19 protein-coding genes and 3 pseudogenes are annotated in these 24,709 nt (G+C 64.5%); 13 read left to right on the top strand and 9 right to left on the bottom strand.

Features of this window, described 5'->3' with window-relative positions:
• Positions 1-57: 57 nt before the first annotated feature.
• Positions 58-885 carry a mycofactocin-coupled SDR family oxidoreductase gene (locus KXD96_RS26565; RefSeq protein ID WP_225601295.1) on the bottom strand — a complete coding sequence of 276 codons (828 nt, stop codon included), beginning with the start codon at positions 883-885 and terminating at the stop codon, positions 58-60.
• Positions 886-1,129: 244 nt separating this feature from the next.
• Between KXD96_RS26565 and KXD96_RS26560 the strand changes: the two genes are divergently transcribed.
• From KXD96_RS26560 to KXD96_RS26530, 7 genes are all read left to right on the top strand, one after another.
• A complete protein-coding gene (locus tag KXD96_RS26560; protein WP_225601294.1) occupies positions 1,130-2,179 on the top strand; it encodes a spirocyclase AveC family protein in 1,050 nt (349 codons plus the stop codon).
• Positions 2,180-2,544: 365 nt separating this feature from the next.
• On the top strand, positions 2,545-2,910 hold the full coding sequence (locus KXD96_RS26555; RefSeq protein WP_225601293.1) for a DUF4286 family protein: 366 nt from the start codon (positions 2,545-2,547) through the stop codon (positions 2,908-2,910).
• A complete protein-coding gene (locus KXD96_RS26550; protein WP_225601292.1) occupies positions 2,910-3,518 on the top strand; it encodes a nitroreductase family protein in 609 nt (202 codons plus the stop codon). Before KXD96_RS26555 ends, KXD96_RS26550 begins: the two co-directional genes overlap by 1 nt.
• A gap of 30 nt (positions 3,519-3,548) precedes the next feature.
• Entirely contained in the window at positions 3,549-5,693 is a 2,145-nt protein-coding gene (locus KXD96_RS26545) for an acyl-CoA dehydrogenase (RefSeq protein WP_225601291.1), read from the top strand.
• Between the two features lie 15 nt (positions 5,694-5,708).
• Complete coding sequence (locus tag KXD96_RS26540) at positions 5,709-6,845, top strand: thiolase C-terminal domain-containing protein (RefSeq protein ID WP_260741876.1); 1,137 nt, start codon at positions 5,709-5,711, stop codon at positions 6,843-6,845.
• Positions 6,842-7,252, top strand: a complete 411-nt coding sequence (locus tag KXD96_RS26535) for a Zn-ribbon domain-containing OB-fold protein (RefSeq protein WP_225601289.1) — start codon at positions 6,842-6,844, stop codon at positions 7,250-7,252. Before KXD96_RS26540 ends, KXD96_RS26535 begins: the two co-directional genes overlap by 4 nt.
• Positions 7,253-7,271: 19 nt before the next feature.
• Positions 7,272-8,093, top strand: a complete 822-nt coding sequence (locus KXD96_RS26530; RefSeq protein ID WP_085242810.1) for a mycofactocin-coupled SDR family oxidoreductase — start codon at positions 7,272-7,274, stop codon at positions 8,091-8,093.
• Positions 8,094-8,124: 31 nt separating this feature from the next.
• Here the strand turns inward: KXD96_RS26530 and KXD96_RS26525 are convergent, their stop codons facing one another.
• The 4 genes from KXD96_RS26525 to KXD96_RS26510 form a co-directional block, all read right to left on the bottom strand.
• Positions 8,125-9,243 carry an ecdysteroid 22-kinase family protein gene (locus KXD96_RS26525; RefSeq protein WP_225601288.1) on the bottom strand — a complete coding sequence of 373 codons (1,119 nt, stop codon included), beginning with the start codon at positions 9,241-9,243 and terminating at the stop codon, positions 8,125-8,127.
• A gap of 579 nt (positions 9,244-9,822) precedes the next feature.
• Positions 9,823-10,440, bottom strand: a complete 618-nt coding sequence (locus KXD96_RS26520) for a TetR/AcrR family transcriptional regulator (protein WP_225601287.1) — start codon at positions 10,438-10,440, stop codon at positions 9,823-9,825.
• A gap of 372 nt (positions 10,441-10,812) precedes the next feature.
• Positions 10,813-11,079 carry a hypothetical protein gene (locus tag KXD96_RS26515; RefSeq protein WP_260741861.1) on the bottom strand — a complete coding sequence of 89 codons (267 nt, stop codon included), beginning with the start codon at positions 11,077-11,079 and terminating at the stop codon, positions 10,813-10,815.
• An 83-nt stretch (positions 11,080-11,162) separates the two neighbouring features.
• Complete coding sequence (locus KXD96_RS26510) at positions 11,163-11,666, bottom strand: hypothetical protein (protein ID WP_225601285.1); 504 nt, start codon at positions 11,664-11,666, stop codon at positions 11,163-11,165.
• Between the two features lie 115 nt (positions 11,667-11,781).
• On the opposite strand from KXD96_RS26510, the gene KXD96_RS26505 reads away from it, so the two are divergent.
• Positions 11,782-11,964: a WSD1 family O-acyltransferase gene (locus tag KXD96_RS26505; protein WP_260741857.1), complete on the top strand. Its 183-nt coding sequence runs from the start codon at positions 11,782-11,784 to the stop codon at positions 11,962-11,964.
• Positions 11,961-12,830: an alpha/beta hydrolase gene (locus KXD96_RS26500; RefSeq protein WP_260741855.1), complete on the top strand. Its 870-nt coding sequence runs from the start codon at positions 11,961-11,963 to the stop codon at positions 12,828-12,830. The genes KXD96_RS26505 and KXD96_RS26500 overlap by 4 nt, the downstream gene beginning before the upstream one ends.
• Positions 12,831-13,092: 262 nt before the next feature.
• Here the strand turns inward: KXD96_RS26500 and KXD96_RS26495 are convergent, their stop codons facing one another.
• A complete protein-coding gene (locus KXD96_RS26495) occupies positions 13,093-16,569 on the bottom strand; it encodes an indolepyruvate ferredoxin oxidoreductase family protein (RefSeq protein ID WP_225601282.1) in 3,477 nt (1,158 codons plus the stop codon).
• Positions 16,570-16,726: 157 nt separating this feature from the next.
• Here KXD96_RS26495 and KXD96_RS26490 point away from each other — a divergent pair.
• Positions 16,727-17,227, top strand: a pseudogene (locus KXD96_RS26490) (Lrp/AsnC family transcriptional regulator); the annotation flags it as partial.
• 238 nt (positions 17,228-17,465) lie between these two features.
• Here the strand turns inward: KXD96_RS26490 and KXD96_RS28840 are convergent.
• Positions 17,466-17,693 (bottom strand): annotated as a pseudogene (locus KXD96_RS28840) (DUF2889 domain-containing protein); the annotation flags it as partial.
• Between the two features lie 263 nt (positions 17,694-17,956).
• On the opposite strand from KXD96_RS28840, the gene KXD96_RS26485 reads away from it, so the two are divergent.
• A complete protein-coding gene (locus KXD96_RS26485; RefSeq protein WP_225601281.1) occupies positions 17,957-19,111 on the top strand; it encodes an acyl-CoA dehydrogenase family protein in 1,155 nt (384 codons plus the stop codon).
• A gap of 429 nt (positions 19,112-19,540) precedes the next feature.
• Here KXD96_RS26485 and KXD96_RS26480 read toward each other — a convergent pair whose 3' ends face one another.
• Positions 19,541-20,317: an ATP-binding protein gene (locus KXD96_RS26480; RefSeq protein ID WP_225601280.1), complete on the bottom strand. Its 777-nt coding sequence runs from the start codon at positions 20,315-20,317 to the stop codon at positions 19,541-19,543.
• A pseudogene (gene istA, locus KXD96_RS26475) lies at positions 20,314-21,833 on the bottom strand (IS21 family transposase). The gene KXD96_RS26480 and the pseudogene istA (KXD96_RS26475) overlap by 4 nt, the downstream one beginning before the upstream one ends.
• A 450-nt stretch (positions 21,834-22,283) precedes the next feature.
• Between istA (KXD96_RS26475) and istA (KXD96_RS26470) the strand changes: the two are divergent.
• Complete coding sequence (istA, locus tag KXD96_RS26470) at positions 22,284-23,834, top strand: IS21 family transposase (RefSeq protein ID WP_260737107.1); 1,551 nt, start codon at positions 22,284-22,286, stop codon at positions 23,832-23,834.
• The gene (istB, locus tag KXD96_RS26465) at positions 23,831-24,646 is read left to right on the top strand and encodes an IS21-like element helper ATPase IstB (protein WP_260737101.1); all 816 of its coding nucleotides are present in this window, start codon (positions 23,831-23,833) and stop codon (positions 24,644-24,646) included. Before istA (KXD96_RS26470) ends, istB begins: the two co-directional genes overlap by 4 nt.
• The last annotated feature ends 63 nt before the right edge of the window (positions 24,647-24,709 follow it).

The following is a 24,709-nucleotide window of genomic DNA, read 5'->3' as shown; positions in this document are numbered from 1 at the left end:
TGCGGGCTTGCCGGTGATGCCGTAGTCCACGTCTGCGCCTCGATAAACCAGGATGGGCTAGCGCCGCACGTCCATTCCTGCGTCCACCTTGAGCAGGCTTCCGGTAAACGACCGCCCGGCGTCAGAGATCAGGAACAGGATCGCGTTGCTGACGTCCTTGGGCTCGATCATCGGAAGGTCCGGCAACGCCGTCTGCATTGCGTTGACCAGGTGGGGGTTGTCCTCGATGACCTTGAACAGGGCTGGGTTCTCAGTGATCATGGGCGTCGCGCAGTTGGTCGGAGCGACTGCGTTGACCCGGATACGATCCGGCGCAAGCATATTCGCGTATGCGCGGACGAGGCCGGTGATCGCCAGCTTGGACATCAGGTAGGCATCGGAGCCGCCGCGGCCGTCGGTGAGGTCCAGCAGTGCAGCCATCGAGCTGGTCGCTACGAGGTTGCCGCCCTGGCCCCGTTCTTTGAGATGGGGGATCGCGACCTGGAATGCGTTCCAGACGCCGATCAACATGATGTCGATGCCGAGACGAAGCGCTTCGGAGGCGTCACGTTCGTCGGGGTTGGTCAGGATCACCCCGGCGTTCGCGATGACGGTGTCGATATGGCCGAAATGCTGCACGCCCGCGTCGAACGCTCCCTGCAGAGCGGCCTTGTCGCGAACGTCGGCGGTACGGAAGATCATCTCCTGCCCGGTCTTCTCGACCAAGCGCGCGGTCTCCTCCAACTCTTGGGCCGTTCCCAGCTTGTAGGGCACCACGTCGAGGTCTCGACAGATGTCGACACCGACGATGTTCGCGCCCGCCTCTGCGCACATCACAGCGTGCGAACGGCCCTGGCCGCGTGCGGCACCGGTGATGAATACGACCCGACCATCGAGTACCGCCATACCCTGTTCCTCCCTGTCGATTCGATTGTTGATTGACGGGGACGCGGCATTCAGGTGCATGGCCGACCAATTGCGGTCAGCCGTCCCACGAACGGAATGCTACGCCGAGGAGCTAAAATCATACAACTATTTCTCTAATTAGCGGATTGACACACGCGGCGATCTTAAGGGAACACCCATTGACTTCTGTGACAGTCGACTGTCATATTTGGGTAGTCTCAATGCGCCAAGGGGGGCGTAAGCAGTGACAGATCTGGAGAGTCCCGCCGTCACCGGCCACGTCGAGCCGACAGCAGCGCAGCCCGCGAGGGTTAAAACCATTCGGCCAGTGCTGGTTTGGTCGAGCATCGGGGCTATCTGTATTGTCTTCGCCACCTACGTCTACGTAGCCTGGGTCGTTTCCGGCGACGCGGCACCGGTCGAGCCCGGCCCCGATCCGATCCCGGCGGGCACGCGGCTCGCCCTCGCCGCCTTCCAGATCGCCTGCCCAATTCTCGCGGTGGGCGCCATCGGTTACGTCGTGTGGAAGAGTCTGCGTGAACGGCAACTCTGTGTGGAGGCAGCCGTCGTGATTGGGTCGGCGATCGCCTGGTGGCACGACCCACTGATCAATTGGCTGCAGCCTGCGTTGTTCTACAACGCCGGGCTGGTGAATTTCGGTAACTGGACAGAGAACATCCCGGGCTGGCTAAGCCCGGACGGGCGGCTGATGGCAGAGCCGGTGCTGGTGATCGGGATGATCTACCTCTGGATGCCGCTGGCCATGGGCGTGGTCGGTCGCTGGGCGATGCGACGAGCCCGGCGCCGATGGCCGACACTGGGTCCGGTTCGCACGTTCTGTTGTGGATGGCTGGCAGTGTTTGCGATCGAGTTCCCGATGGAGATCTTCGCCGTACGTCATAGCGTGGTGGCATATCCGGCGTCCATCCCGGGCCTGACGATGTGGGCCGGAACCATTCACCAACTGCCGCTCTACGGTCCGATTTTGTGGTCGCTGGTACTGACGTCCAGCGGTGGGTTGATGTTCTTCCGGAACAAGCAGGGCCGGGTCCGCGTCGAGGGCGGCATGGACACCCTCCGGTGGGCGGGACCGCGATCGAAGTCGGTATTGCGGGTGTTGGCGGTCACCGGATTCCTGCACGTGGTGGCGATCGGGGTCTACGACGTTCCGATCAACCTGACCGCGCTGTATGCCGGACCGACGGACACTTACCCTACCTATCTGCGCACGAAATTCTGCGGCCCGGGTACGCCACGGGCGTGCCCGGATGGCACGCGGTTCAACGACCGATAGCAGCGCCTACTTCAGCACTGCTCGCAGTGCGGCAAACCGTTGCCGGACGAGGTTGTCCAGCCCGCGCACCAATACCGATAAGGACTGGTTGACTGCCCGCGCGACTCGCAGCATTCCCATCGACGATGTCGCCCCGGCGAAAAACACAGCGAATCGCACCATGAGGCTTCCGATTCGGTGGCCGGATTTCGCCGAGGTCCTCGCGTGACGGCGAAACTTGTCCCTCGCGACAGGCGATGGGCCGCAACGAGACCCGTCGCATCCTCCCTCGAACGTTCCGGGCTGACTGCGCGTTGACTGTGGCAGTCGACTGTCATAATGTGATCGCGACGGGCTGTACCAGCCCAGTCAGAAAGGCGTAACCCGTGGCCGAGAACCTTTTTCTTGTGCTCACCAACCCCGTGCAGGGCCAGGACGAGGCCTTCAACACCTGGTACGACACCCAGCACGTGCCCGAGGTTCTCGACGTGCCCGGCGTGGTCGCCGCGCAGCGTTACGACCTCTGCGAGATCACCGTACCCGAGGACGAGGACCTACCGGCGCAGTTGCCGCCGCCGACCCACCGCTACCTGGTGATCTACGAACTGGACCGCGACCCTGACACCGTGATGTCAGAGTTCCTCAAGCGAGTTATGGCGGGCAAGTTGACGCTGCACGAAACGCTTGACCTTGGCACCATATCCCTGACGGGCTGGAAACCCCGGGGCGAACGCCGGGTGGCTGATCAGTAGTGGGCGACCTGTTGGCCGTCATGCGCGCCCAGCGTGCCTGCCGCCGGTTCGACCCCGACGCCGATGTACCCGACTCCGATGTCGAGCAGATCCTGGCGGCCGCGGTGCACGCCCCTAGTGCCGAGAACACACAGCCCTGGGCATTCGTGGTGGTCCGCGATCAGAAGACGCGGTCGCTACTCGCCGACTGGTGGACCGAGACGTGGAACGCCGGCGGGGGCGACTTCATCCGGAGCAGCCTCGACGACAAGGCGCTGATCGCCGACCTCGAATACGGCTTCAGCCGGGGAGGATTCGCGGCGGCCCCGGTCGTCGTCGCGGTCTGCGCGGACACCGAACGCGTTGCCGAGATCTACGCGCCGTCGTCGATCTACCCGGCGGTGCAGAACCTGCTGCTGGCCGCGGCGGACCTCGGCTACGGTTCGTGCTTGACCACCGGGCTGACAACGTTTGGCGTCGACCGCGTCCGCGAACTGCTGGGACTGCCCGACACCTTGCTGCCGATGGCCGCGGTCTACCTCGGAGCACCCGCGAAAAAGCTGTCACCGCCCCGCCGCCGTCCCGCGACCTCGGTGACCTTCCGGGAGCGGTACGGCAACACCTGGTGATGACCGAATGACGAGAACGGAGCGCTGCCAATGCCTTTGGCGATAACCGAAGATCACCGCGCGCTCGCCGAGGTGGCCAAAGCGATGGTGGCGGGGCGCGCCGGGACGGAGTGCGCCCGCCGCATCTTGCTCGACGCCCCGGCTGGCGGCCGTTGGTGGCTCGATGACGGACTGTGGAAAGAGATCGTTTCCACCGGCTGGCTGGGCCTGCACATCGAGGAGCGATTCGGCGGCCAGGGCTATGGGCTGCCCGAGCTGACCATTGTCCTGGAGCAACTTGGCCGCGCGGCGATCGGCGGACCTTTCCTGCCCACGGTGGTCGCATCAGCGGTAATCGCTGACGCCGGCACCGAAGAGCAGCGCGAGCGGTGGCTGCCCCGCTTGGTGTCCGGTGACCTGGTAGCAGGCATCGGCACGAGCAGCCAAGCGGTCCGAACCGATTCTGCGATCTCGGCCGACGCCGTCACCGCCCTGACCGAACGCGAGGCCGATGTCTTCCTCGTCCCGGTGGGAGACGACCTGATACTGGTCGAAGCCGGCGAATTCGTCACCGTTCGCTGCACCGACTCCGTCGATCTGCTGATGCGGCCGGTTGCCGTTCTGGGATTGTCATCGGCGCCCATCGCCGACGTGTTCCCGGGCGCAGCCAAGGCGGCGGCCCGGATGATGCGCCTGCTCGCCGCCGCAGAGGCCGTCGGCGGCCTAGCCGCATGCACCGAGATGGCGACGACCTATGCGGCTGGGCGCGAGCAGTTCGGCCGGCCGATCGGCTCGTTCCAGGCCATCAAGCATCACTGTGCGAACATGCTGGTGGACACCGAGCTGGCGGTGGCGGTCACCTGGGATGCCGCCCGGGCCCGCGGGCCGGAGGCCGAGCTGGCCATCACGATGGCGGCCGGTCACGTGCTGCCCGCCTACCAGCGGGTGGCGCTGCAGAACGTGCAGGTGCACGGGGGTATCGGCTACACCTGGGAGCACGACGCGCACCTCTATGTCCGGCGGGCGACGGTGTTGCTGACCTTTCTCGACGGTCCGGAGGTATTGCGCGACAAGGTCATCGAACTACAGAGCCGAGGGCTGCGGCGGCATCACACCGTGGACCTGCCACCCGAGGCCGAGCAGTACCGGCGGGCCGCACAGGAATTCCGTGATGAGCTCGAGCGAGCCGACGCCGCCGAAAAGTCCAAGCTGTGGGCCCGCAGCGGTTACCTGGTCCCGCACTGGCCCAAGCCGTATGGCCGGGGCGCGGACTCCATTGAGCAACTCGTGATCGAGGAGGTGCTCGAGGGTCTCGACAAGCCGAATCTTGGACTCGGCGAATGGGTAGTGCCCACGCTGCTGCAACACGGCAGCGCCGAACAGATCGAGCGGCTGACCTGGCCAAGTCTCGAGGGCGAATTGCGATGGTGCCAGTTGTTCAGCGAGCCCGGTGCCGGTTCGGATGCCGCCGCGGTGGCGACCAAGGCCAAGAGGACCGACGGCGGTTGGTTGGTGACCGGCCAGAAGGTCTGGACTAGCGACGCGATGAACTGTAAGCGCGGGCTGGCCACCGTGCGCACGGATCCGAACGTGCCCAAGCACAAAGGCATCACGGCGATGATCATCGACCTCACGGCGCCGGGCGTCCAAATCCGCCCACTCAAAGAAATCACCGGCGAAACGCTGTTCAACGAGGTGTTCTTCGACGACGTCTTGGTGCCCGACCGTGACGTGGTCGGCGCCGTCAACGCCGGCTGGGGTGTGGCGATGGCGACGTTCGGCAACGAACGGGTGTCCATCGGCGGTGGTTCGGTGACCATGGTCGCCGACGAGTTGGTCGATCTGTTGGCGCGTTACCGCGTCGGCGATCAGGGCCTGGCGCGAGAGGTCGGCGCTGTTCTCATCGAGGCGTATTCGCTTGCGGCGCTTAACCTTCGGCAGGCCACACGGGCCGTTTTCGATGCCGGTCCCGGGATAGAGGGCAACATCGCCAAGCTTTTCGGCGCCGAACATGCCCAACGCGTCGCGGAACTCGCGCTGCGCATCGCCGGACGGGCCGTTCTCACCGGCGCTGAGGGCAACATCCCGCACGACTATCTGTTCAGCCGGTGCCTGACGATAGCGGGCGGAACGTCGGAGATCGTGCGCAACTTGATCGCCGAACGCATCCTGGGTCTGCCGCGTGAACCCAAGTAGATCGGAGAATCCTCGATGACCTGTGCCATCGCCGGAATCGGACGCACCACCTACAGCCGCAAGTCCGGCCGCACCACCCGGGGCATGGCCGTGGCCGCCTGCCGGGACGCAATCGCCGACGCCGGGCTTACCCCAGCCGACATCGACGGGATTTGCACCTACATGGTCAACGATTCCGAGCAGCCGATTTTCGTCGGATGGGCGCTCGGCATCGACGAATTAGCCTGGGCGAACGCCATGTACGGCGGCGGCAATTTGGTGGCCGACCAGATCGCCACCGCCGCAGCCGTGATCGAGGCCGGCATGTGCCAAGCTGTGCTCGTCTACCGATCGCTCAACGGCCGCTCGGGATACCGCTTCGGCCATATTGAGGGACCGCTGCAGGTGCAGCACGACGACCAGTTCGACACCGCATCAGGGTTCATGGTGCCGCCGCAGTGGTTCGCGATGTGGGCCCGCCGGCACCAGCACGAGTACGGCTCGACGTGTGAGGACCTCGGCCAGATCGTGATCACGCAACGCAAACATGCCGGACCCAACGAACACGCGCTGCGCCGCGAACCGCTCACCATGGACGACTATCTAGGCGCCCGCTGGATCAACGAACCCTTCCGGGTGCTGGACTGCACCTCGGAAGTCGACGGCGCAGTGGCGATCTTGATCACCCGCGAGGACATCGCGCGCGATGCCAAGCAGCCACCGGTGTGGTTGGTCGGATCGTCGAATTCCCAGAGCGGGGCAGGCTGGACGGAATGGGACGATCCCACCGAAATGTATGCGCGCACAGCCGGTCCGAAGATCTGGGACAAGACCGGGCTGAGTCCCTCAGACATGGACATCGCGTGCATGTACGACTGCTTCAGCTACACCGTCATGGCGACGATGGAGGGCTACGGTTTCTGCGAGAAGGGCGAGGTCGGGAAGTTCTTCTCCACCGGGCGCGCGACCTATGGCGGCGACGTGGTGGTCAACCCGCACGGCGGCTTGCTGTCCGAAGGCTACATCCATGGGCTGAACCACCATTACGAGGCGGCGCTGCAACTGCGCCACGCCGCGGGTGCGCGCCAGGTGGACAATGCGCAACTGGCGCTGGTCACCGCCGGCGGCGGGCCCTTCGGCGGGGCGAACGTTTACAGCAAGGAGCACCCGTGACGAATCCCGCACTGGCGGCACCTGTTCCGGTGCCCGACCCCGACTCGGCACCCTTCTGGGAAGGCCTGAAGAACGGCAAGTTGATGATATGCCGCTGCGACGACACTGGGAAGTGGATACATCCCCCGTTGGAACGCAGCCGGTACACGGGAGGCCCCGTGCATTTCGAGGAGGTGAGCGGTGACGGCACGCTCTTCAGCTACATCGTGGTCCGCCAGGCCCTCGTTCCGGGCCGGGTGCCGCCTTACGTCGTCGGGCTCGTCGAACTGGCCGAACAGCCGGGCCTACGGATCAACGCCGTCATCGACGCCGATCCGGCCGATGTCCGGATCGGCCAGCCGGTAGAGCTGCGCATCGTCGATCTCGGGGAAAGTGGTTACCGCATACCCCAATTCGTTATCAAGTAGCCAGCATAGGGAGCAGCCCATGGGCAGAATGGACGGTCGCGTCGCCTTTATCACCGGCGCCGGCAAGGGCCAGGGCCGATCCCACGCAGTCAGATTGGCCGAGGAGGGGGCTGACATCGTCGGTGTCGATATCTGTCGCCAACTCGACGGCGTGCTGTATGCGATGGCCACACCGGAAGACCTCGACGAGACTGTCAACCTGGTGGAGAAAACCGGTCGGCGGATGATCGCCCGCCAGGCTGACGTCCGCGACCGCAAAGCACTTCAGGCCGCCTTCGACGACGGCGTAGCGGAATTCGGCTACATCGATACTGTGGTTGCCAATGCGGGGATCCTGTTGAACCGGGTGGACGAACCCGATCCCGAGGCGGCGTGGGAACTCGGCATTGGCGTGCTGCTCACCGGTGTCTGGAATACCCTTCAGATCGCCAGCGCCCACATGCTGAAGTCCGACCGTGGCGGCGCCATCGTGGCCACCAGTTCGATGGCGGGTCTGAAGGCCCTCACCGACGGCAGCGGCGGCGCGGATGCCTACGCCGCGGCCAAGATCGGCGTCACCGGACTGGTGCGGGCCTACGCCCAGCGCCTGGCAACAAAGAACATCCGCGTCATGGCGATCGCGCCGACCGGGGTCAACACCTCCATGATCATGGAGAACCCGGCACTGTTCGAGGTGATCGCCCAGCACGAACATCTTGCCAAGGCGATGGCCAATGCCCTGCCGGTCACGGTGATCGAACCGGCCGACGTCTCCGAAACCGTGTTGTTCCTGGTATCGGACAGTGGCCGGTACTACACCGGCACAACGCTAATGCTCGACGCCGGCATGAATATGACCTGAGGCGGCCTAGTGCTGGTCTGGCGCCGCAGGATCAGCTCAATAGCTTGCCGGTGCCCAGGTCCAAATAGGCCTCGGCGAAGCGGCTAAGCACCGCGTTGACGACCTCGACCGAATACATCTGGTCGGGCGCGATCGCCCACATGCAGAAGCCCCAGGCGGGGCTCTGGCGAAACGCGGCCCACATCGCTTCGCGGTCGGGTACCGAGGTGACACCGGCGTCGAGCAGCCGGCCGCGGTAATTGTCCAGCAGCTCGCGCTCGTGGGCCCGCCGAAGCTCCGGCGACAGCGCGCCGATCAACGCATAGCCGACGTCGTGTGACCACGAGCCGCGCCGAACCAGCTGCCAGTCAAGGACGCCCATTTGGCCGTTGGGCAACGCATACGTGTTGCGTGGATGTGGGTCGCCGTGCAGCAGCGTGATCGGATCGCGGGCCACCCGCTCCTGGAGTCTCCAGAACGCCGCCTCCATTCCGTCCATGTCGGTGCCCGCGGCATCGAGCAGCGCCTTCTTGTACGGGGCCTCGATGAGGGCGCGGATAATCGCAAACCCGTTGTCGCGCAGGAAGTCTGCGAACCCGCCGGTGACGGGATGCTGCAGCCAGGACAGGTCGCCGCCGTCGGCCAGCCGCGGGCTGCCCCAGAACGGGGCATGCACTCGGCTCAACGTTGCCAGCAGCGCGTCGACCTGCTCGACGGAAAGCCCGGCTACCGCGTCGGGGACCTGTGCGCCGCGCAAGGTGATGTCCTCGCCGATGATGAGAAACTGCGATGGACCGTCCAGATGCTCGGCGAAGTACGTCGTCATGGTCTCGACGTCCAGGTCCGGACGAAGGTCACGGTAGAACCTGGTCTCGTCGTCGTACAGCACGGTCCCGCCACCCCCTTCGGACAGCGATTCGTCGAAGGCCTCCGGCAGTTCGTGCACCGTGCTCAATTGCGTTTTGACGAAGAGCCGCTGCGGAAGCCGGGTATTTGGATCCGCATAGGTCACATCGAAGTGCAAGTGCGAAGTGGTGCCCTGCCAGGTGTGCCCCACCGTGACGCCGGTTACCGCCACGTCAGGGTCGTGTCGGCGCAAAAGCGACGTCAAAACATCGGGCGTCACGTCATCGGCTGACTGAAGCATGACTCGCAGGGCTTGGCCGGTCATCGCAATCCTCATCGTCGACCTCAAGAATGACAGTTGACTGTCACGTTATCACCGAAGCATAGGTAAGGAGCCTATTTGGCGCCTGCTTAGAACGGTTGACTAGGCGTTGACCCGTAATTGGGTATGGGTCTTGAGGGTCCAGAGTCCACTGATGGTTTGGACGCTGTAGTTGATGACGTCGCCGCAGCGGCGGCATTGGCGGAGCATTTGTCAGTCTTCGAGCCGGCGATGACATGTTCGACGCGGGCTCTGATGCGGCGATAAGTGTGGTAGAGGTCATTGCGGATGATGCGGCCGGTCTTGTCGCGCCGCGGCGCAGTGATCGACGTGATGCCGCGGTAGCCGCCGTCGCCGAGGACGACACGGCCGTCAAGAAGGTGTGTCACAGTGTGCGACGGGCAACCACAACGTCGTTGCGGTTACCGGGCCAGCAGCGGTCCACGACAACGACCCGGTGGGCTTGGGCGCAGGTGAATTCGCCTTGCTTGCCGAGCAGATCGTCGCAAACCGATGCTGAACGGGGAAACGATCGGACCCAACGGTGCGCTGCGGATGGCGCCCCGCTAACCGGGGTGAAGGTCAGCTGGCCTTCGCGCGTGGTCGCCGGTTGGCTCGCTTTGTGGTCGCCGCCGGCGGCACGACGCGAAACAACGCCGTGATCATGGTGGGCACCTCGTCGGAGCGGTCACCGGGCAGGAACAGGATCGACATGACGCTGCGCAAGAACAGCTCACCGAGTTGGCGCTTCGTCAACGCCCCACTGAGTACCAGCGGCGATTCGTCGGCGGCCGGACCCAACGCCGCGGTGACCGCGTCGACGAGTTTCGGGAATGTCTCGCGAATAAACCACAACGTGAAATCGGGTGCTACATCGAGCATCCGGACGAAATTCCCACCGGCGGCGCGGTTGGCGATGATGGTGTCCAACACCACCTGGACACGGGCGGCAGGGTCGGGGTTGGCCTCGATCGCAGCCGCAAACGCGTCGGCGACACCGTCTTCGAAATACCGGCCCAGCGTGGCCAATACATCGTCTTTGCTGGTGAAGTAGCGGTAGAAGGTGCCGCGGGCTACACCAGAGGATTCGCAGATGTCACTCACCGAAAGCTTGTGTATCCCTTGCCGGGTGATCGCCTTCATCGTGCCGGCCACGATTTTCTCGACGGTCTTCTCCGACCGCTGATCACTTCCAGCCATGTGTCATTTCACCTCGTTAGCAAGCCACTCAGCCACGGAATGGGCCACGATTGCTGCGTCTTTGTGACCGACCGGAACAACCTGATCACTTGATGTGCTACTTGTCTAAGTATGGCTCATGCCGCATCAATATCTGGGACCGGCGCGCGCCGATGTGAGCAAACCCACGTTCACCGCGTCACCTGCCTCACCTGTGCAGGCAGGAATGGCAGCCTCAGGTCACTCGCTCTCCCACGGTACTTGCGGAGTAGCCCGATACCCTCGATTTCCGTCTCGGCGACATCGCCAGGTTACAGGAATCGGCCGTCCTCACGGCCGACACCGGCGGTCGTCACGGTGAAGAGCAGGTCACCGCAACGCAACTCGACGCGCTCATTGACACAGCTGATCAGTTCGGGCAAGGACTCCGCCAATAGTGTGTTGGGCCACACCGCCGATCAACAACGCCAACGCGTCCGCGTTGGTGGTGAGTAGTGCCGGCACCGCACAGCCGTCCGCGACGTCGAGGGCGGTCAAATACTCTGCGGTAGCGACCGCCTTGCCGATCAGCTCCCGGCCCGTGACGGACCCGAACGCGTCGGCCACGGCCGGCCAGTCGCTGCCGGCATGGACGTCGCTGATCCGTTCCAGCCACCTCATGCGCGTTCCAGGAGGGATCAAGCACGACAGATCCAGCCCGGTCATACGTCGGCCCACACCTGGAGGCAGACCCAGATCCGTTGTCAAACCTCGGAATCCCAGCTTGTCACCGAGGATGTGAAGCTGCCGCCGAGCTTGGCAACGATCCACGGTGGGAGGCGCTTTGGCATTGGCGTCGGCACTATGCGGGCGCCGCGTTCCTTCAGCAGAGCTTCGTAGGCCATGGTGTCCCCGTTGAACGGCGACCCCTCACCAGCGATGAATCCGTATAACTCACAGCCTTCCGGGCCGGCCTCCCATGGGCCGAATACATCGCCCCACTCGAGCATGATGTGAGTGCCTGGCCCGCAGACCACGTCACCGCAGCGAAGCTCACCCGACAGGATGAAGTTGCTGTGATCGCCGGTGTGGCCATGTCGGGGTGAGATGGCTCCCGGATCCCACTTGTTCCAGAACGCGAAATATCGCGGCGACATCTCGATCCACTTCTCCCAGATCGACGCCGTGCGACCGTCGTCGAATTCGTACCGCAGCATCTCCTCGGCCGGAACGTCGTCGAGGTGTTTGATCGACGGACCACCCCTCATAGCCGCACCACCTTTCATGCCTTGCGGGCTGCACAGATCGTCCGGTCGTGACACAATCTGTCAAGAATGTTATCGGAGGGGCGGATTCGGCCCGGTATCCGATGGGATGCGCCTGATGAACATCGTCGTCGGCTACGAGGGTGAACTCAGACTGTTTTTCACCGCCGACCGCGACGGGCTCCCCGATCCGTGGCACTACAAGCAGTGCATACGCGACGCATTCAACAGCTTGCGCGATGTGGCGCGCTCACATCAACCAGTCCGGTCAGTCCGCAAACACCCGAAGGGGACCTCATGACAACACGCCAGCCGGCAGTTCCCGGGCGGCCGGCCGTCGGGTACATGCGTCTGCGACGGCAACTGCTGGAGCTCAGGGCTCCGATGGAGGCGGCAGCTTATGTCCTCACGCGGTCGATTCTGACGAGGCTGCACTCTGCGGGCGAGCCACACGCGGTTCTCGTGTTGCCCGGCGGCATGGGCGGCGACGGATCCACAGCCCACCTGCGGTGGGGTGTTAGCGGGCAAGGGTATTCGGTTCACGGCTGGAACCAGGGCCGCAACCTCGGACTCGACCAGACGCAGTTGGCGGGCCTGCGGGGCCGGGTCGACGACTTGTACGCCCTGCACGACACCCCCATCACCGTCCTCGGCTGGAGTCTGGGTGGTATCTACGCCCGCATGCTCGCCCGGGATCGGCCCGAACGAATACGTCAGGTGATCACGCTGGGCAGCCCATTCCGGATGCTCGCCCACGACCAGTTCGCGCACATACCCTTTGGGCGCCAAAACTGGGAGCGATTCGTTGCACGGCACTGCGCAGAGCTTGACCTGTTGACGGTGCAGGAGCACGAACGTCCCCCACTGACGGTGCCCGCGACGGCGGTGTACAGCCGCAACGACGGCTTCGCCCCCTGGCACTTGAGCATCGACGAGACCGGCCCCAACGCCGGTAACCCGTGCGCCGAGAACGTCGAGGTCCGCAGCAGCCATATCGGCTTGGCGTCGAACCCCGCCGTGTTGGCCGTCATCCTTGACCGCCTCGCCCAACCCTGGGGTCAGTGGAGGCCGTTCAAACCGATACCGGCCATGCAGCCGTTGTATCCGCCGCCTGCGACCTGGATTCATCCGCATCAGCGGCAAACCCGCAAAGACAAACAACGGTGACTGTTCCAGGCCAGTCGCCGCCGACCTGCGTAGACACCAACAGGCCGCAACAGCCGTCGTCCTGATATCCGGGCGCTTCGGCCCCAACTCGAAACGAGCCATCGGCAAGGTCGGCGCAGGATGACGACTCTGGTCGGCTCCCTGGACGTCGGCCGCGCGCGGCTAAAGCGGATCTTTTCCGGGCAGAGCAGGGGATGTGTATGAGGGTTGGCAAGTTCCTACGTGGCCTGGGTATGTGTTGCGCAGGTTCCGGAGACACCCGTCACGGCAACAACGGCGGGGTATCGATTCCGAGTTCGCCCAGCCGTGTGAAATAGCGCTCCAGATTGTGCATCTTCACTTCTTCGTACCCGCGGATCAGTTCGGGGGCGCGAGCAATGGCCACGGCCCTGCCGTAGTTCTCGGCGGTGAGCGACGACAAGAGTTCGAGGATGGTTGTCTCGTAATGTGCGGCGAGTCGACGCTCCAGGCGTCGCATCCGCGTGTGACCGAACGGGTCGAGAACCGTGCCCCGGAGGAACTTGCCCTTCGCTAACAGCCGCAACATGAAGTGTGTGCGGGGCCCCAGGCTGATCTTCTTGCGGCGCCCGAGCGCCTTCAGCAGCGGCGGATGCAGCTTGTAGGTTAGCTTTCCCCCGCCTGGGACCTGACTTTGGACGAAGTGCCGGAAGTCGGAGTCGGTCAGCATTCGCGCCACCTCGTACTCGTCCTTATAGGCGAGAAGCTTGAAGAAGTACCTGACCACCGCCTCGGAGAGATCGGTGCGATCGGTGATGCCGCGCTCCCGATTCCACGCCTGCTGTACCACGTTGACCAACCGCGCAGCAGTGCGATTGCCTTGGTAGGCAACAAGGTCCGCGGTGCGGCGTGCCAGTGTGTCGCGGGTCGTGCCCATCACCGTGCACGAGTCGAGCAGGCGGCTGGGTGTCGTGACGTTGCGTCGGGGTGGCCGTCCCGACGGGGCGGTGGCGCCCTGAAAGGCCTCGGGGTTGTCCACCGCAACACGTCCCCACCGGAACGCGTTCTGATTGGCCTGCACGGCGACACCGTTGATGGCGATCGCCTCTTCGATCGCGCTGGCGCTGATAGGGATTGCGCCGAGCTGATAGGCGGCGCCGACGAGCAGGAAGTTGGCCGGTGTCGTGCTGCCAAACAGGTGCTCGGCGGCGCCGAGCGCGTCGAACGAAATCAGCGAGCGGGTTTGCACATCGAGCCGAGACAACAGGGCGTCGGTGGCCGGATAGCCGACAGCGCTGTTGTAAACCATGTCGCCAGTCGGAGTTTGACTGGTCGAAGCGACCCCGATCGTGCGGTCCGGGCTGCCGTAGCCGACGTTAGCTGCGTCGACGGCGGTGAGAAGGTCGAACGCGAGAACGCAGTCGGCCGTAGCCGGGCTGATGCGGTTGGACGACTCAACGGTTTCGTTGCTCAGCCGCAGGTGCGATGTCACCGGACCCGCCTTCTGGCTCAGGCCGGTCTGGTCGAGCCCTTCAACGTGTAATCCGTTGTGCAGAGCGGCCATCGCAAGCACTTGGTTGACGGTCACGATCCCGGTCCCGCCGATGCCGGCCAGAAAGATGTTGTAGACACCGTTGATGTCGATTCGCTTCGGATCGCTGACCGTCGGTGGCGATGGAGCCTGCGGCGGCGCCGTTGCGGGGCGTGACCGCGGAAGTTCCACCGTCACGAACGACGGGCAGTTTCCGTCCAGGCACGAGTAGTCCGTGTTGCAGGTGCTCTGATCGATCTGCGTTTTTCGCCCCAGCTCCGTCTCGATCGGTTGCACCGACAGGCAATTGCTTTTCACGCCGCAGTCGCCACAGCCCTCGCAGACCGCCTCGTTGATCACGACGCGGGTCCTGCGCTCGGGCAACTTGCCGCGCTTGCGTTTGCGACGGGCTTCGGCCGCGCACTGCTGGTCGTAGATCAGCGCGGTGACCCCCTTGGTGTCCCGCAGGAGTCGCTGCGCCTCGTCGAGGCGATCACGGTCCCAGACCAGAACGCCTTTGGCGAACGATGCACCCTTGTGCCGCTTGGGCTCATCGGCGCAAACGATCACCTTGGTGACACCGTCGGCGATGAGCTTGTGTGTCAGCTCAGGCACCGTCAGTCCGCCCGCGACCTCTTGTGCGCCGGTCATCGCGACCGCGGAGTTGTACAGGATCTTGTAGGTAATATTGACTCCCGCGGCTACGCAGGCCTGCACTGCCAGCTGGCCGGAATGGAAATACGTTCCGTCGCCGACGTTTTGGAAGATATGCTCGACATCGGTGAAGGGGGACTGGCCGATCCACTGCGCGCCCTCGCCGCCCATCTGGGTGAGCCCGGTGACCTGAGAGTCGGTGCGCGAGGACATCGTCACCAGGGTGTGACACCCAATACCGCCGCCGGCCAACGAGCCGTCCGGGACGGCGGTGGAGCGGTTGTGCGGACAGCCCGAGCAGAAGTACGCGGTGCGCTTGGTGGGCAGCACGGTCAGCTCGAGGCTGGGCGGTGGCGGAGCGGCCAGGGCCACTCGCCCCTTCAGAACCGTGCGTAGCGGGCCGGTCAAACGGGCGGCGGTCAATTGCCCGTTCGGCGGAATCAGGGTGTGCCCGTCGAGACCGCGCTTACCCAGAACCTGCGGCGCGTCGCTGCGTCCATACAGAATGTCCTTGACCTGGAGCTCGACGAACGCGGTCTTGTCCTCGACGACGAGCACCTGCTCGACGCCACGGGCCAGACGGCGCACTTTCTCGGCGCCCAGCGGGTAGGGCATGCCAACACGCAGGATCCGAATTCCCTTGCGCGCGACGTCGTCTTCGGTCAGGTCCAGGGCGGAAAGGGCCTCTCGGACCGAGTCGTACGCGGTGCCGACGGCCACGATCCCGAGCCACGCATGAGCCGGATCCACCTCGATGGTGTCGATCTCGTTGGCGGCATTGAAGGCCTCGACCATCGCCCATCGGGGCCCATATAGATCGGCCTCGGCCAGCACACTGTCCGGTGGTGCGGCAGGTATGTGCTGCCGATACGACCAGGGCTGGCCTTCCCACTCGATCGACGGAACCGTGATGCCGAAGTCGGTGAAATCTCTGTCCAGAGTCCAGACGCCGTCGGCCACGTCGGCCACGATCTTCAGCGCGGGCCAGCATCCCGATGCGCGGGACAACGCGACGCCGTAGAGGCCGAATGCAACGATCTCTTCGGCATTGCGGGGAAAGAAGATGGGCATGGACAGCGCCGCCAGTGAGCGTTCACTCGCCACGGGGACGCTGGACGATTTCGCCGCCGGGTCGTCGCCGACCAGGGCTAGCGCTCCGCCGCCCGGGTTCGCGCCGTACATGACAGCGTGGCGCAGTGCATCGCTGGCACGGTCCAGACCGGGGCCCTTGCCATACCAGACGCCGACGACGCCGTCGTAGGAGCGGGTACCGGCGGGCAGTTCGAGCTGGCTTCCCCACACCGATGTGGCGGCGAGCTCTTCATTCACACCAGGGACCAGGCGCACGTCGTGTTCCGATGCCAGTTCGGGCAGGCTCGCCAGCAGTTGGTCGAGCCCGGCTAGTGGGCTGCCCTGGTAACCCGAGACAAAGGTGGCAACCCGCCGACCTGCGCGGGCATCGCGTTCGTGTTGCTCGACTAACTGCCGTGCGATGGCTTGGACACCGGTGAGTAGCACCGGACCGGAGTGCGGGCGATACCGGGCAGCGAGGGTCGAGTCGATGACCACCGACTCGATGGTCTGCGTTGTCGTCATAGCGTTTCACCGCCCATCGGTTCAGTTGTCACCACACAGCAGGTGATTCGGACGTATACATAACTGTGGCTCTGATGGATAATCGGGTCAACTAATCTCATATCAACTATTCGGAATGGTCAGCCAGTGGGCTGCGTCATGTTTTGGGGTGAGTGAATTGGTCAGCATCGATCGACTTGATGCCGAGTTGCTCGAGACGCTTACTAGCGATGCGCGCGTGGGTGTGGTGGAGCTGGCATCGAAGCTAGGGATCTCAAGAAACACCGTGCAGTCGCGACTGAAGCGGATGGAAGAGGGCGGGTTACTCACCGGTTACCGACCCGAACTCGATCTGGCCCGGGCGGGGATATCGACCCAGGCATTCATTGGCCTCGAAATACAGCAGGGTCGACTCGCGTCGATCGTGGCGGCGCTTGCCGCAATGCCTCACGTGCTGGAGGTCCACGCCACGACTGGTCGCGAAGACTTCCTGGTCCGCGTCGCGACGCAGACACAGGCCGAGTTGCAGGAGCTCATTGAGCAGATCCTGTTGATACCAGGGGTAGTTCACTCCACAACGACGTTGGCGTTGACCACGCCGTTGCCCTACCGGACGGTGCCGCTGCTCAAAGACGTCACAACGGGCTCGGGTTGGGGACGTTCGACTCCTGCACAGAGGGCAGTAACTCCACGTCGACCAGCGGATGCGCCCACCGACGGCAGCGCAGCCAACGGACGATTGGCTAAGGAACGGGGTGCCGACCGTCGACGTTGACATCGAACATCGCAGCGTTGCCGAAGTTGTCGATGAACCCTTCTTTGGCTTGTGATCCCAGACATGGCCCACCTAGTAAGCGATTAGAAGAGTGTCCACGGCATTGCGGCAGTCGACTGCCATCGGGCGTATAGCAGCGGGATCAGGGCCGGGCGTCGGCCACACTCCTTGGGAGATCGTTGAGGTGGGTACACGTCGATGTAGCGACCAGTTCCTTGCGCACCCCGAAAATGCAACTCGCCCAACGTCATACCCGTGATGCGGGTGGCGCTGCCGACGGCGCCGGGGCATTCCTGCACGGTAGGATCCTGCGTGTCACACGCGAGTCCAGGTCGACGCCGCTGTTCGGGTCCACAGTCGCACCAGGGGTCGACCCCCGTGATGGTTCGACGGATTGGGTTGGTGCCGCAGCACGGTACGTGGCTAAGCCCCTCTAGATGGCAAGGGCTTCAGCAGGTCGATCAGGGCGAAATCATGTTGACGAGCTAAGCATGTATGCTTCGTTGGCCAATACGGCGGCGGCGCAACGCCCCGCTGTCATTCAATCGAAGTAGGCACCGGCATTCGTGCGGGCCTTGGCTGCGCCCGTATGGCCGTACAGCTCCTGGTACATACCGCGGTGGAAGGGGATCGATGATCGCGGCACTAAGCGATGAAGAGTCCATGCTGGTCGAGACGGTGCGGGCGTTCATCGACCGTGAGGTCAAGCCGACGGTGCGCGAGGTGGAGCACGCCAACGAGTATCCGGAGCCCTGGATCGAGCAGATGAAGCGCATCGGCATCTACGGACTGGCGATCCCGGAGGAGTATGGCGGGTCGCCAGTGTCGATGCCGTGCTATGTGGAAGTCACCCAGGAACTTGCGCGCGGGTGGATGAGCCTCGCCGGGGCGATGGGCGGCCACACCGTCGTCGCGAAACTGCTGGCGCTGTTCGGCACAGAGGAGCAGAAGCAGAAGTATCTGCCAGTGATGGCGACGGGCCAGATGCGCGCGACGATGGCGCTGACCGAGCCGGGGGGCGGCTCGGATCTGCAGAATATGACAACCACCGCCCTTCGCGACGGTGATGAGTTAGTGGTCAACGGATCCAAGACCTGGATCAGCAATGCCCGCCGCTCCGGGCTGATCGCGCTGCTCTGCAAGACCGACCCGAACGCGACGCCGCGGCACAAGGGCATCTCCGTCGTCCTGATTGAGCACGGCCCGGGCGTGATCGTGTCACGCGATCTGCCCAAACTCGGCTATAAAGGCGTTGAAGCCTGCGAACTGACGTTCGACCACTGCCGCGTGGCGGCGTCGGCCGTCTTGGGTGGCGAGCCGGGTCGGGGCTTTTCGCAGATGATGAAAGGCCTAGAGACCGGTCGCATTCAGGTGGCGGCGCGCGCGCTCGGAGTCGCAACGGCGGCGCTCGAGGACGCGCTCGCCTATGCACAGCAACGGGAGAGCTTCGGCCAACCGATCTGGAGGCACCAGGCTGTCGGCAACTACCTGGCCGACATGGCGACCAAGCTCACCGCCGCTCGCCAGCTAACCCGGTATGCCGCCGAGCGGTACGACAGCGGTGAACGCGCCGACATGGAGGCCGGCATGGCAAAGCTGTTCGCGTCCGAGGTTGCGATGGAGATCGCGCTGAACGCGGTGCGCGTCCACGGCGGCTATGGCTATTCGACGGAGTTTGATGTCGAGCGCTACTTTCGTGATGCCCCGTTGATGATCGTCGGCGAGGGCACCAACGAAATCCAGCGCAACGTGATCGCCAGCCAGCTCGTCGCGCGCGGCCGGTGTTGACGAAACGGATGTTGATGGCTCCGCCCTCGCGGCAGCGCACCGGGAACCTAACGCCACTTGTGGGTCGGACACAGTCCGGCTCGCGCTTCAGCAGGTGGCTACTAAGTACACCGCTCAAGGAACCGAGCACAAGAAACACTTGTGCAGACACACAAGCAACCCTTGTCAGTTGATCCGTTGGCTACACAGCGGACGGGCTAAGGATGCGCCATTCGAGGACCAGGTAGGTGCACTGGACGCAGTGACAGCTCGGTTCAGGTGTGAATTTCGGGGGCGGGAAATGAGACGCCCGCGGCATGTCAATGGACAGCTGAAAGTGCCCGTCGGCGGACATGAGAACTGCCGGTTGGTGGCCAATAAGAACTGCCCGGTGGCGGACACGAATCTGCCCATGAGGGTGATGCCCGCCACCGGTCGGTGAGGCCGTTGTCAGCTCAAGGGTTTGACTCCTTTCCCGTGCAGGGCTTGGGCCAGGCGCACGGAGTCTCCGCTGGTCTGGCATAGGTGTGCGTGATGCAGCAGGCGGTCGACGGTGGCGGTGGCCAGCGTCTTGGGCATCAGCTCGTCGAACCCACTGGGGTGCAGGTTCGAGGAGATCGCCACGGACTTGCGTTCGTAGGCTGCTTCGACGATGCGGTAGAGCCCTTCGGCGGCATCGGCACCGACCGGCAAGAGCCCCACGTCATCGATGACGACGAGCTCGGCGCGCACGATCTTGGCCACCGCCTTTCCCAGAGAGTCATCGGCACGGTGGGCGCGCACGAGCACCCCGATCTGCTCGAGGGTGAACCACGCCACCGGCATCCCGGCCTCGATGACTTTCTGCCCCAACGCTTCGAGGAAGAATGTCTTGCCGGTGCCGGCCGGCCCGCAGACGACCAGATTCTCGCGGCGCCCCACCCATTCGAGGGTCTGTAGCGCTTGTTGGGTGGGCAGCGGGATCGACGAGGCGCCCGGGTCCCAGGCGTCGAAGGTTTTCCCAGTCGGGAATCCGGCGGCTTTGCGGCGGGCGGCCAACATAGAACGGGCGCGGCCGGCGACTTCCTCGGTCAGCAGCGCTTTGATGACCTCGGTGGGGTCCCAGCGTTGAGCGCGGGCGGTGGCCAGCACGTCGGCGGCGATCGCGCGTGCGTGCGGCAACCGCAGGGCCCGCATCAACGTCTCGACCTCGGCGGGCAACTGCGTGGCGGTCGTGGTGGTGTTCATGGCTGGTCTGCTGCCTCAGTCACGTCGATGATGGTGCGGCCGAACAGGTTCCACCCGGCCGTGCCTTGAGCCAGAGAGATGTCCTCACCGGCGCCACGACGAGTCGGGTCCAGACCTTTGGCCGCCAGGATGGAGTCCAGATCGCCGGTGGCGAACCGGCCGTGCACGGCGGCATGACCGAGCGCCCAGTCGACATCGGCGCGGCCGGCCAGCGCGGACAGTTCGACGGCGTGGGCCATTTTCTGCAGGATGCGTTCGGTGCCGACGGCGGCGGCTTCTTTGAGCCACACCGCCGCACCGGGGCCCAACGCCAGGAAGGTCTGTTCACTGGCGGTGCGGGCACGGACGCGGTAGTCCCCAGGCACTTTGTCGCGGTGGCCGGGGAAATGGGCGTCGTCGATGGCCGGGCTGCCTGGGGTGGCACGGGGTGCCGAGCCACCTCGATGGGGCCGCCGTCATCGAGGGCGCAGATCACCACTTCGTCGGTGCCGTCGTGATGCCTGATCCACACCGTCTGCCCCAATAGTGTTGCCGGTAGCGAGTATTGGCAATGCTCGAAGGTGACCATCGGGGCGTTGTCGGGAACCCGCCGTGTCACTCCCAACGCGGCGGTGTGGGGCAGGTCGGGTATCGCATGCAGGGCGGGGCGTTCTGCGGTGAGCATCTCGATCGGACGTCGGCCCGTGGCGCGGTGCACCCGGGCGTTGATCTCAGCGACAAACTCCGCGCAGGCGGCCTCCACGTCGGCGAAACTGTCGTAGTGACCCAGCAGGTTCGTCTCGGTGGGCACAATGTCGGCTTTGGCGAGTTTGACCGCGTTCTCCACGCCACCTTTGCAAGCCGGGTCGGCGGGTTCACAGGTCAGCACCGAGATGCCGTAATAGCGGCCAAAGGTGACTGCGACGCGGTTACGGACCGGGACTCCGGCGATGTGTCCGGTGGTGACGGTCTTCTCGTTGTCGGTGAGCAGGTAGGTCGGGGCACCGCCGACGATGCGGAAGATGCGGTCCAGGCCGGCGAAGACACTGGGTGCGGTGCGGTCCCGCAACGCGATGACCACTCGGTAGCGGCTCCACGCCAGCCACGCCACCAACAGCACGATTTTGCGGCCGGCCACCAAAGGGCCGTCGGCGAAGTCGTACTGCAGCCACAGTCCGGGCTCGGTGATCCAGGGCCGATGCACGCGTGTATTGCCCAGCCGCCACTGCGCTTTGACCTCCGCCAGCGCCCGGCGAGTGGTGCGGTCGGTGCCGGTGTATCCCAACGCCACCAGCTTGTCGTGGGCTTTGTCGCCGCGAATCTTGCCTTTCGAATCGGCGACCCAGCCCTCGAGCAGGTCGCGCCAATCATCGATCATCCGGGCCCGCCGCGTGGCCGGCGGCAGGCCAGCGTTGCGGTCCTCGACCGCTTTCTTCACGGTGTGATGCGAGCACCCGCACAACTCGGCCGCAGCGCGGTAGGACCCGGTCAGGTCGTAGGCATTGAGTATTTCCATGAGTTCTCCATCAGACTTCAAGTAGGTCTCTCCTGGGGTTGTCGATCTCGACTAGGCATCGACATCGAAACCGCAGGAGAGGCCGCCACGGCGCTGACGCGCCGAAGGGCATCAGGTAGGTCTGGGCAGATTCATGGCCATCAACGGGCACTTTCATGTCCGCCAGTGGGCAGAACTTATTGGCCGCGAACGGGCACTTTCATGTCCGCCAGCGGGCAGTTTTTCATGTCCGCCGACAGCGGCATCGCACCACCGACTCAGCATCTTGAGCATGGCGTCAGGGTTGTAGATGTCCTCCTCGCGCGTGTCGGCTGCCAGGAATAAGGGACCAGCTCGGCGCCGGTTTTGCCATGAGCATGGGACCACCCGATTGCCAGTGATGGGACCATCTGGCTAGCTGTTTTGCCAGTTATGGGACCACCCCGGCGTGGCGTTGGGGGCTTCCGGTTGCTCGGCCGCTGTATTGGCCGAATGAGCTACCGGGAGGTGTCGGTGATCGAAGTCAGGGAGATGCTGCGGTTGTGGCTGCAGGGTCATGGGTTGCGCGAGGTGGCCCGGTTATCGGGCACGGACCGCAAAACGGTGCGCCGGTATGTGGACCGCGCCCGCGCGTGCGGGCTGGACCGTGACGGCGACGGGTGTCAGTTGACCGACGAGCTGTTGGCGGCGGTGATCGCCGGCGTGCGGCCGAGTCGGCCCAACGGCAAGAGCCAGGCCTGGGAGACCATCGCCGCCCAGCACGAGCAGATCAAGGCGTGGCTGAAGCAAGACTTGACTCTGACGAAGGTGCACACGCTGCTTGGGCGTCGGGGCGTGGTGGTGTCGTATCGAACGTTGCATCGCTATGCCACAACGGAATTGGGGTTCGGGATTCGGCAGGCCACGGTGCCGGTGGCCGATTGCGAGCCCGGTGCTGAACTGCAGGTCGATTTCGGTCGGCTCGGAATGCTCACTGATGCCGCGGATGGCCGCCGGCGGGTAGTGCAGGGGTTGATCTTCACTGCGGTGTATTCGCGGCACATGTTCGTCTGGCCGACCTACCGGCAGACGCTTCACGAGGTGATCGCCGGGTTTGAGGCCGCGTGGGCATTCTTCGGCGGGGTGTTCGCGGTGGCGATCCCCGACAACATGAAGGCCATCGTCGACAAGGCTGATGCGACCGATCCGAAACTTAATGACGCCTTCCGCGAATACGCTCAGGCGCGGGGCTTCGTCGTGGACCCCACCCGCATCCGCAGCCCGCGCGACAAGCCTAGGGTTGAGCGCTGTGTCCAATATGTTCGGTCGAATTTCTTTGCTGGAGAAGACTTTCGGAATCTGAGTGACTGCCGGGCACGAGCCGAGCAGTGGTGTGGGCAGGTGGCGGGGATGCGGATACACGGCACCACTCGGCTGCGCCCGGCCGAGGTATTCGCCACCGACGAGCTACCCCACCTCAAACCGGCACCCGACGAGGTGTTCGACATCCCGACCTGGAGCCGGCCCAAGGTGGCTCCCGATCGGCACGTGCAGGTCGCCAAGGCGCTCTACAGCGTTCCCGGTGAGCTGATTGGGCGCCGGCTGGATGCCCGGGTGGATGCGCGCACGGTGAAGCTGTATTGGCGCGGTGAGCTGATCAAGGTCCATCCGGTCATGGCGCCAGGACGCCGCCATACCGACCCCGCTGATCTACCGGCCGAGGTGTCGGTCTATGCGATGCGAGATATCAACACCTTGCAGCGCAAGGCATCCGCACACGGGCAGCATGTCGGCGCCTACGCGGCGGCGGTGCTGGAGCATCCGCTGCCGTGGACCAAGATGCGCCAGGTCTACCGACTCCTGGGACTGGTGCGCCGCCACGGCGCCGACGCGGTCGATGACGCCTGCCAGCGCGCGCTGGACGCCGAGGTCATCGACGTCGGGCTGATCGAGCGCATGCTTACCCGCGGTGCCGGCGCACAGCTGCCGCTGATCCCGAACCCGCCGCAGGCGTCGCGGTTCGTCCGCGCGGCCACCGACTTCGCGGTGCGCAGGCCCTCATGAGCACAACCCGCCGCCCCGATGCCACCCCCGCGGTCAAGCCGATCGAGGTGTCTGCAGACCTCAAAGCGCTGATGCGCCGCCTCAAGCTCGGCCGCCTGCTCGACACCCTGCCCGAACGGCTCGCGCTGGCACGATCGAATCGGCTGCCACACCACGACTTCCTGGAAATGCTGCTAGCCGATGAGGTCACCCGCCGCGACCGCGAGTCCGCCGCCCGCCGCGCCAAGACAGCACAATTGGATCCGCAGATGCAGCTGCAGGCCTGGGATGACACCGCCGCGGTCAGCTACGACCGCCAACTATGGGCAGAGTTGACCTCGCTGCGGTTTCTGGCCGACGCCTACAACGTGCTCATCATGGGACCGGTCGGAGTCGGAAAAACGTTCCTGGCCAACGCATTAGGCCACATCGCCGTGCGACGTCACCACAGCGTGCATACCGAACGCGCCGACAAACTGTTCAAACGCCTCCGCGGAGCACGGCTAGACGGCAGCTATGAAGACGAGATGCGCAAACTACACCGCGTCGAGCTGCTCATCATCGATGACCTCGCGTTGCACCGGCTTGAGGCCACCGAGACCAATGACTTCTACGAGCTCATCGTGGAACGCCACCGCACCGCATCAACGGTCATCACCAGCAACCGCGAACCACCGGAGATCCTCACCATGATGGCCGACCCACTCCTGGCCCAGTCGGCGATGGACCGGCTCCAATCCGCGGCCTACGAACTCGTCGTCGAGGGCGAGTCCTACCGGCAACGCCAGAAACCCCGTCCTCGAAAGCCGGTCAATTCGGACCAGCCGAATTGACCAGCAGCCAGGTCATCAGTCACCATCACCCCACGGCCAGCAACCGGAAACAACCGGTCCCAT

This window comes from Mycobacterium sp. SMC-2 (assembly GCF_025263485.1).
Lineage (GTDB): Bacteria > Actinomycetota > Actinomycetes > Mycobacteriales > Mycobacteriaceae > Mycobacterium.
Note: the sequence above shows the minus strand (reverse complement) of the source record. Positions and strands in the feature narration are given on the sequence as shown.

Coding starts and splice junctions, on each gene's coding strand:
- KXD96_RS26565 (WP_225601295.1), bottom strand. CDS start 885: ATGGCGGTACTCGATGGTCGGGTCGTATTCATCACCGGTGCCGCACGC.
- KXD96_RS26545 (WP_225601291.1), top strand. CDS start 3,549: ATGCCTTTGGCGATAACCGAAGATCACCGCGCGCTCGCCGAGGTGGCC.
- KXD96_RS26540 (WP_260741876.1), top strand. CDS start 5,709: ATGACCTGTGCCATCGCCGGAATCGGACGCACCACCTACAGCCGCAAG.
- KXD96_RS26530 (WP_085242810.1), top strand. CDS start 7,272: ATGGGCAGAATGGACGGTCGCGTCGCCTTTATCACCGGCGCCGGCAAG.
- KXD96_RS26525 (WP_225601288.1), bottom strand. CDS start 9,243: ATGACCGGCCAAGCCCTGCGAGTCATGCTTCAGTCAGCCGATGACGTG.
- KXD96_RS26520 (WP_225601287.1), bottom strand. CDS start 10,440: ATGGCTGGAAGTGATCAGCGGTCGGAGAAGACCGTCGAGAAAATCGTG.
- KXD96_RS26515 (WP_260741861.1), bottom strand. CDS start 11,079: ATGAGGTGGCTGGAACGGATCAGCGACGTCCATGCCGGCAGCGACTGG.
- KXD96_RS26510 (WP_225601285.1), bottom strand. CDS start 11,666: ATGAGGGGTGGTCCGTCGATCAAACACCTCGACGACGTTCCGGCCGAG.
- KXD96_RS26505 (WP_260741857.1), top strand. CDS start 11,782: ATGAACATCGTCGTCGGCTACGAGGGTGAACTCAGACTGTTTTTCACC.
- KXD96_RS26500 (WP_260741855.1), top strand. CDS start 11,961: ATGACAACACGCCAGCCGGCAGTTCCCGGGCGGCCGGCCGTCGGGTAC.
- KXD96_RS26495 (WP_225601282.1), bottom strand. CDS start 16,569: ATGACGACAACGCAGACCATCGAGTCGGTGGTCATCGACTCGACCCTC.
- KXD96_RS26485 (WP_225601281.1), top strand. CDS start 17,957: ATGATCGCGGCACTAAGCGATGAAGAGTCCATGCTGGTCGAGACGGTG.
- KXD96_RS26480 (WP_225601280.1), bottom strand. CDS start 20,317: ATGAACACCACCACGACCGCCACGCAGTTGCCCGCCGAGGTCGAGACG.
- istA (WP_260737107.1), top strand. CDS start 22,284: ATGAGCTACCGGGAGGTGTCGGTGATCGAAGTCAGGGAGATGCTGCGG.
- istB (WP_260737101.1), top strand. CDS start 23,831: ATGAGCACAACCCGCCGCCCCGATGCCACCCCCGCGGTCAAGCCGATC.